4 protein-coding genes and 1 tRNA gene are annotated in these 7,835 nt (G+C 73.2%); 3 read left to right on the top strand and 2 right to left on the bottom strand.

Annotated elements, in window-relative coordinates; translation table 11 throughout:
- Positions 1-241: 241 nt before the first annotated feature.
- A complete protein-coding gene (gene mutS, locus U4E84_RS15695; protein ID WP_322533060.1) occupies positions 242-3,100 on the top strand; it encodes a DNA mismatch repair protein MutS in 2,859 nt (952 codons plus the stop codon).
- The gene (mutL, locus tag U4E84_RS15690; RefSeq protein ID WP_322533059.1) at positions 3,090-4,835 is read left to right on the top strand and encodes a DNA mismatch repair endonuclease MutL; all 1,746 of its coding nucleotides are present in this window, start codon (positions 3,090-3,092) and stop codon (positions 4,833-4,835) included. Before mutS ends, mutL begins: the two co-directional genes overlap by 11 nt.
- A gap of 35 nt (positions 4,836-4,870) precedes the next feature.
- Here mutL and U4E84_RS15685 read toward each other — a convergent pair whose 3' ends face one another.
- Positions 4,871-6,133 carry a mechanosensitive ion channel family protein gene (locus U4E84_RS15685; RefSeq protein ID WP_322533058.1) on the bottom strand — a complete coding sequence of 421 codons (1,263 nt, stop codon included), beginning with the start codon at positions 6,131-6,133 and terminating at the stop codon, positions 4,871-4,873.
- 102 nt (positions 6,134-6,235) lie between these two features.
- The gene (locus U4E84_RS15680) at positions 6,236-7,492 is read right to left on the bottom strand and encodes a hypothetical protein (protein WP_322533057.1); all 1,257 of its coding nucleotides are present in this window, start codon (positions 7,490-7,492) and stop codon (positions 6,236-6,238) included.
- A 186-nt stretch (positions 7,493-7,678) separates the two neighbouring features.
- Between U4E84_RS15680 and U4E84_RS15675 the strand changes: the two genes are divergently transcribed.
- Positions 7,679-7,832 (top strand) — tRNA-Met (locus U4E84_RS15675).
- Positions 7,833-7,835: the final 3 nt, after the last annotated feature.

Here is a 7,835-nt window from a genome sequence, read left to right as displayed (position 1 = left end):
GGAGGGCCGTCAGCCCGACGAACGTCGCGGCCAGTCCGACGATGATCGAACGGTTCGTCACGTGCGTACTGAGGCGTCCACCGTTGTAAGCGTCTCGGCGACTCGCGGCCGACACGGGCTCCTGCGGGGCCGCCCGTCCGCGGTCGCTCGCGCCGGCGGCTCGCTGTCGCGCCCGGAATCCTTCCCTCCGCGCCCGCTACTCTCCGTACCGTTTATGCCCGCGGGCGCCCGGGTTCGCGATATGGCAACTGCGGACCGAGAGCTCGCGACCGGGGTGCCGCCCGGCGTCGCCGCCGTCCGCGAGGAGCTCACGCCGATGCTCTCGCAGTACGCGGACCTGTGTGCCGCCCACGAGGACGCGCTCGTCCTGTTCCAGGTCGGCGACTTCTACGAGGCGTTCTGCGAGGCGGCCGAGGTCGTCTCGCGGGTCTGTGAGGTGACGCTCACGGAGCGCTCGGACTCGACGGGCGACTACCCGATGGCGGGGGTCCCCATCGACAACGCCGCCCCCTACCTCGAATCGCTGCTGGACGCCGGCTACCGCGTCGCCCTCGGCGACCAGGTCGAGGACGCCGAGGAGGCGTCCGGACTCGTCGACCGCGCCGTCACCGAGGTGATCACGCCCGGGACCGTCGTCGAGGACGACCTGCTGGAGGCGGGGACGACGAACTACGTGGCGGCGGTGGCGGCCGGAGGGGACGGGGGTGACGGCGGCGGAGACGCCTCGGGGTCCGCGCCCGTCGGTCTCGCCGCCGTCGACGTCTCCACGGGCGAGTGTCTCGTCACGTCGGGCGACCGCGACGCGGTCGCCGGTGAGCTGGACCGGATCGCCCCGGCCGAACTGATCGCGGGACCGGACGCCCCCGCGTTCGAGCCCGCCGACGCCGAGAACGGCTGGACGGCGCACGAGTACGACCCCGACGCCTTCGGTCGACGAGCGGCGACCGAGCGGCTGGAGCCGTACCTCTCGGCGCCCGACCGGCGGTTCGAGTCCGACGTCGAGCTGCGCGCGGTCGGCGCCGTGCTCGCGTACGCCGAGTACACGCAGGGGGACGACGGCCCGCTCTCGTACGTCACGCGGCTCCGCCGGTACGACCCCCGCGATCGGCTCCGGCTCGACGCCGCCGCCCAGCGCAGCCTGGAGCTGTTCGAGAACCGCGGGCTCGGCGCCAGCGACACCCTGTTCGACGTCCTCGACGAGACGAGCTGCGCGCTCGGCCGGCGCTGCCTGGAGCGGTGGCTCCGGCGACCGCTCGTCGACGCCGACGCGATCCGGAGCCGTCACGACGCGGTCGGCGAGCTGGCCGACCGCACGCTGGTCCGCGAGGGGGTCGCCGACGCGCTCGCGGCCGCCTACGACCTCGAACGGCTCGTCGGGCGCGTCTCCCGGGGGCGGGCCGACGCCCGCGACCTGCGGTCGCTGCACGCGACGCTCGCGGTCGTCCCCGAGCTGAAGGCGGTCCTCGCGGGCGTGGATGACGGGACCCCCGAGAACGGCGGGGACGCCGAGGGCGACACCGAGTACCCCCAAACCGGCCACCTCCGCGACCTCCGCGAGCGCCTCGACGAGCTGGTCGAGGTCCGCGAGCTGATCGACGAGGCGGTCGCGGCCAATCCTCCGCCGGAGATCACCGACGGCGGCGTGATTCGGGAGGGGTTCGACGACGACCTCGACGCCCTCCGCGCGACCGAGCGCGAGGGTCGCGAGTGGGTCGCAGATCTGGAGGCCGCCGAGCGCGAGCGCACCGGTATCGACTCGCTGTCGGTCGGCCACAACCGGGTCCACGGCTACTACATCGAGGTGACCGACGCCAACCTCGACCGCGTCCCCGACGACTATCGCCGGCGGCAGACGCTGAAGAACAGCGAGCGCTACGTGACGCCGGAGCTGAAGGAGCGCGAGGAGGAGATCGTCGGCGCCGCCGAGCGCGCGGACGCTCTGGAGTACGAGCTGTTCGCCGACGTCCGCGGGCGCGTCGCGGCCGAGACGGAGCGGATCCAGGGACTCGCGAACGCGCTCGCCGAGCTCGACGCGTGCTGCTCGCTGGCGGCCGTCGCCGTCGAGGGCGACTACGTCCGCCCGGAGGTCGTCGACGACCCCGAGGCCGGGATCGATATCGAGGGCGGCCGCCACCCGGTCGTCGAGCGCGCCGAGGAGTCGTTCGTCCCGAACGACGCCGACCTTCCCAGAGGGTCCGTCGCGGTGATCACGGGCCCGAACATGAGCGGGAAGTCGACGTACATGCGGGCGGTCGCGCTCGCGACGGTGCTCGCGCAGACCGGCTCGTTCGTCCCGGCGCAGGCCGCCTCGCTCCCCGTCTTCGACCGGCTGTTCACCCGCGTCGGCGCCTCCGATGACATCGCCGGCGGCCAGTCGACGTTCATGCGCGAGATGAGCGAGCTGACGGAGATCCTCCACGACGCCGGACCGGACTCGCTCGTCCTCCTCGACGAGGTCGGCCGCGGCACCGCGACGACCGACGGGCGCGCCATCGCCCGCGCGGCCGCCGAGTTCGTCCACGACGAGCTGGGCGCGACGACCCTCTTCGCCACCCACTACCACGAGCTCACCGACCTCGCGGACGAGCGCGAGCGCGTCTTCAACCTCCACTTCGCCGCCACCCGCGAGGCCGGCGACGTGACGTTCCTCCACCGGGTCGTTCCCGGCGCCTCCTCCTCGTCGTACGGGGTCGAGGTCGCCGAGCTCGCCGGCGTCCCCGCGCCCGTGGTGGAGCGCTCGCGGGCGCTGGTGGCCGCCGCCGCCGAGGACGCCCCCGGAGACGGCGAGGACGCCCCCGGAGACGGCGAGGACGCCCCCGGAGACGGACCGGACGCACCGGCCGAGGGGTCGGAGGGTCCGGTCGGCGACGAGCCGGACCCCGGCGACGTCTCGCTCCGCGAGTTCCTCGCTGAGGAGGGCGCGGACGACGACGCGAGCGGCGGCGGACCCGACGACGAGGGACGCCCCGACGAGGCGGAAGCGGACTCCGGGAGCGACCTCGCCGCCGAGCTCCGCGGGCTCGACCTCGCCCGGATGACGCCGATCGAGGCGCTGAACGCCCTCCACGACCTCCAGTCGAGGCTCGACGATGGCGGGTGAGGAGCGCGTGGGCGGGGACCGGCCGGACGAGACGACGGACGCGGCCGAGGGGGCGACCCGCGTCCGTCGGCTCGACCCCGCCACGGTCGACCGGATCGCCGCCGGCGAGGTCGTCACCCGGCCGGCGCGTGTCGTCGGCGAGCTGATCGACAACGCGCTCGACGCCGACGCCTCCCGGGTCGAGGTCGCGGTCGAGGGCGACGGCACCGACCGGATCCGGGTCGCCGACGACGGCCGCGGGATGACTCGCGCGGACGCCCGGCGGGCGGTCGAGCGCCACGCCACGAGCAAGCTGGCGCCCGACGGCGACCCGGTCGGCGTCGACTCGCTCGGGTTCCGGGGCGAGGCGCTGGCCGCGATCGCCGCCGCCGCGCGACTCGAACTGACGACGAACGACGGCGGGGCGGTCGGGACGCGGGTGGTCGTCGACGGGACGGCGAGCGACCGCGTCCCGACCGTCACCGACGCCGGCCGCGCCCGCGGGACCACGGCCGTCGTCGAGGACCTGTTCGCGACCCGCCCGGCGCGCCGGGAGTCGCTCGCCGGGCCCGCCGCCGAGTTCGCGCAGATATCCTCGCTGGTCGCGGACTACGCCCTCGCGAATCCGGCGGTCGCGTTCACGCTGGAGCACGACGGGTCGGCGACGCTGTCGACGCCGGGGTCGGGGATAACGGAGGCGCTGCTCGGCGTGTACGACCGCGAGACCGCGAGCCGATCGACCGCGCTCGCGGCGAGCGTCTCGGTCGGGGCCGAAGGGGGAGCGCCGCTCTCTGTCGACGTCGCCGGCGCGCTGGCGTACCCCTCCGTGACTCGTGCCTCCCGCGACCACGTCCGGGTATCGGTGAACGGGCGTCCCGTGCGGAACGACCGGCTCGCGGCGGCGGTCCGCGCCGGGTACGGTCGCCTGCTCCCCGACGGGCGCGAGCCGGTGGCGGCCGTCGACGTCGCGGTTCCACCAGCCCGCGTCGACCCGAACGTCCACCCCGCGAAGCGGGAGGTCGGGTTGCGTGACACCGATCGCGTCGCGGACGCGGTCGAGTCGGCTGTCGCGGACGCGCTCACGGGCGCCGACCTCCGGCGGCGGGCCGACGTGGAGACGGGGATCGAGTCGGCGCTCGACCCGGTCGGCGGAGAGGCGGGCCAGCGCCCCGCGGCGTTCGCGGACGCGGTGCCGATCGGCGTCTTCCGCGACCTCTACCTCCTCGTCGAGTCGGGCGAGGAGCTGCTCGTCGTCTACGGCCACGCCGCCCACGAGCGCGTGAACTACGAGCGGCTCGCCCGGGCGTTCGCCGACGAGCCCGTCCCGACCGCCGCGCTCGACCCGCCGGCGACCGTGTCGCTGTCGGCCGACGAGGCGGCCGCCGCGGAGGCGCACGCCGACGCGCTCGCCGCCCTCGGATTCGAGACGGAGCCGTTCGGCGGCGGGACGGTCAGGCTCCGGTCCGTTCCCGCGCCGTTCGGGCGGGCGGCCGACGCGGACGCGTTCCGCGACGTGCTCGCGACCCTCTCGCGCGGCGAGCCGCCGCGAGACGCCAGAGAGACGCTGCTCGCCGACCTGGCGTGTCACCCGTCGCTGAAGCGCGGTGAACTCGGGGACCTGACGCGCGAGGAACTGCGCTCGCTTCTCGATCGGCTCGGCGAGTGCGACCGGCCGTACGCGTGCCCGCACGGCCGACCGACGGTCCTGTCGGTCGACGAGGCGACGTTCACGGACGGGTTCGGACGGGATCGGTAGCGTTCGTACCGTCGTGAGGCGACGGGGCGCCCGGGCTACCGTCCGCCGCCGGTGCCCGACCGGTTCCCGCGACCGCGGGACGGACCTCGCCTCTCTCTCGGTCCGCCACCGTCCTCGAAGCGCTCGACGCGCTCGACGGTCTCGTCGTCCGTCCCGGTCTCCGGCGGGTACGACACCGTCTGCTGCGGGTACGGGATGGTGATGCCCGCCTCCGCGAAGCGACGCTGGATCGCCTCGACGGCGGCCGCCTTCGAGCGCCACCTGGCCTGCGGGGTCGGCGGGTCGATCCAGAACCTGAGGTCGAGCAGAATCGCGGAGTCGCCGAAGTCCGACGGGATCACGTACGGTTTGGGGTTGTTGGCGATCGTGTCGATCTCCGCGAGCACCTCCTCTGCGATCCCGCTCGCGACGTCGGGGTCGTCGTCGTACCCGATCCCGACCTCCATGTGGATTCGGAGCCGCCCCTCGCGGCTCCGATTAGTGATCGCCTGGTTGGTGACCAGGTCGTTCGGCACCACGACGTACTCGCCGTCGAAGTTCCGCATGTGGGTGTTCATGATCGTGATGTCGGTGACGAACCCCTCCTCGTTGCCGATCTCGACCCAGTCACCGATCTCGAACGGTCGCGCGAACATCAACACGAAGCCGGCGATGAGGGACCCGAGCGTCTGTCGGGCCGCCATCCCGAGCACGATCCCCAAAAATCCCGCGCCGACGAGGAGCCCGCCGAGGTTCACGCCCCAAATCCCGAGGACGGTGACCCCCACGACCGTGAGCAGTCCGACCTGCATGATCCGGGTGAGGAGCTGCTCCTGGTGAGCCGTGATGCGGTCGCTGTCGTCGGAGAGGTCGGAGACGTACTCCTCTAACACGTCGGTCGCGACGTACGCGCCGCCGAGCAGCAGCGCCGAGAGGGCCGTCCGTCCGGCGATCGCCGCGGCGTTCTCCGCGACGGGGAGCACCGCGACGACGACCGCGAACTGCCCCCACAGCGTCAGTACGGCGACAGCCGCGAGCGCGAACAGCGCGAGCTGGAGGAGTCCGACCAGCAGTCGAAGCCCGAACGAGACCGGGACGGCCTCGCGGAGGGTCTCGACCGAGTTCTCGCCGCGGCCGTCGAGGAACCGTTCCACCCAATTCGTGGCGATCCGCTCGCCGGCGCGAACGACCCGAGGGAGCAGCAGCCAGCCGATCGCGGCCGTCACGAGCAGGATCCCGACCGACAGGGCGATCCGGCTCTCCGTGGTCGCGACGCTGCCAAGCGTCGCGTCGAGGCGCGTGCCGACTTGCGGGGTCACTCTCTGCGCTTTCGCCGTCGGGTTAATAAATTCCATCCTGCGGCTATCGGATCGGAGAACGGAGGCGGTGCGAGTAAACCGGAACCGCCGGTCGGTCCGAACTCAGCGTCCGCGCCGGAGCTCTTCGATCAGCCGTTCGATGAGCGTCGACTGCCGGTCGAGTCGCTCCGACTGCTCTTCGACGGTGCGACGGAGCGCAGCAACCTCGGTCGCGAGGTCGTCGCCCTCGACGCCGGCGCTCTCGAACGGGGAGCCGTCGAACGCGTCCTCCGGACGGGTCGCACTCGCGTCGCCGCCGCGCTCGGCGTCCGTCTCCCCGACCCGGTCGGCGTCGAGGGGGCCTGCGTCGAGGGGATCGGCATCGAGTGACTCATCGTCCGAGAGCGCGTCGGTCGACTCCCTGGCCCCGTCCGAGGAGGCGACGGCTTCGGTCGCGCCCCCGGCGGCCGGTTGCGCGTCCGTCACCGGGGTGCGGTCGACCGCGTCCGCGTCCTCGACGCCGGCAGCGAGCGGGTCCGCGTCGCCCGCCCGCTCGTCCGCGGTCGTGGATTCGGTGGCGCCCGACGCGCCGATGTCTGCGACCGCCTCGGCGCCCGACTCCGCCCCGGCGCCTGCCTCCGCCTCGGCCTCCGCGTCGGCGACCGGGGAGGCCGACAGCGGATCGGGGCCCTCGCCGAAGTCCGTGGGGCTTTCCGTGTCCGCGTCGGCCCCGGACTCGTCGTCGGCGACGGTCACGCGGAACTCTTCGAGGCTGTCGACGTCGTGGTACGCGCAGACGGCGTCGACGAGCGTCTCTCGAACCGCCCTGGCGGCCTCGTTGGGGGCCTTGAACCGCTCGGAGCGGCCGCCGTGGGCGAGCACGACAGCGGTCGCGACCGTCCCCTCCTCGAAGTCGAGGTCGGTGAGGTCGGCGTACGGGAACTCCTCGAACTCCTCGTCCCACACCGCGGAGCCGACGTGTTTGACCAGCCGGTCGCTGGTGACGACGAGGGTCAGCTCGGAGAACCGGAAGGTTCGCACGACCGACTCGCCGGGGTCGGTGACGCCCGTCGCCGAGAGCACGCCGGCGAGGATCGGATGGAGGGCCTCGTCGACGCGCTTCGCCGGCAACGAGATCGTCTCGTCGCCGTCGAGTCCGTAGCCGAGAGTGAGTTTCGCCTTGCGGCGGCCCGTCGAGACCGAGATGCGCTCGACGTCGTGGGGGTACTCCGCGACCGACTCGTCCGACAGCAGCCCGTCGCTGCGGTACACGAGCGTGCGCGTCGGCGTCACCGCGAGCCGGTCGTCTCCCCCGAGCGAGACCTCGGCGACGACGCTCTCGTCGCCGGCGGTCTCCGCGAGCAGGTCGGGAAGGCTCATGTCCCGGGGATCCGCCCCGCCCCGCATAAATCCGCGGGGTCCGATTCTCGGATCGGACATCTCGCGGAGTCGCCGCGGCCGGACCCTCCGTCACCGGACCCTCCGTCACCGGACCCTCTGTCACCGCCTGACACCCTTCCGACGGATGGGAAGCTTAAAGGGTTTCATCGCGGTACGAAGCAGTGAGGCCGGGTGGCTTAGCTGGACATAGCGCCGCACTCATAGGGTTCGGAGATTCGGTGCGGTGACGCCTTGGAAGCGTCCGCGTCCTTCCCGTGGCTCCGCCGAGCCTCGGACCTGGGACATGCGGAGATCGTGGGTTCGGAGCCCACCCCGGCCACTC

Source organism: Halorubrum sp. AD140 (genome assembly GCF_034497445.1).
Lineage (GTDB): Archaea > Halobacteriota > Halobacteria > Halobacteriales > Haloferacaceae > Halorubrum.
Note: the sequence above shows the minus strand (reverse complement) of the source record. Positions and strands in the feature narration are given on the sequence as shown.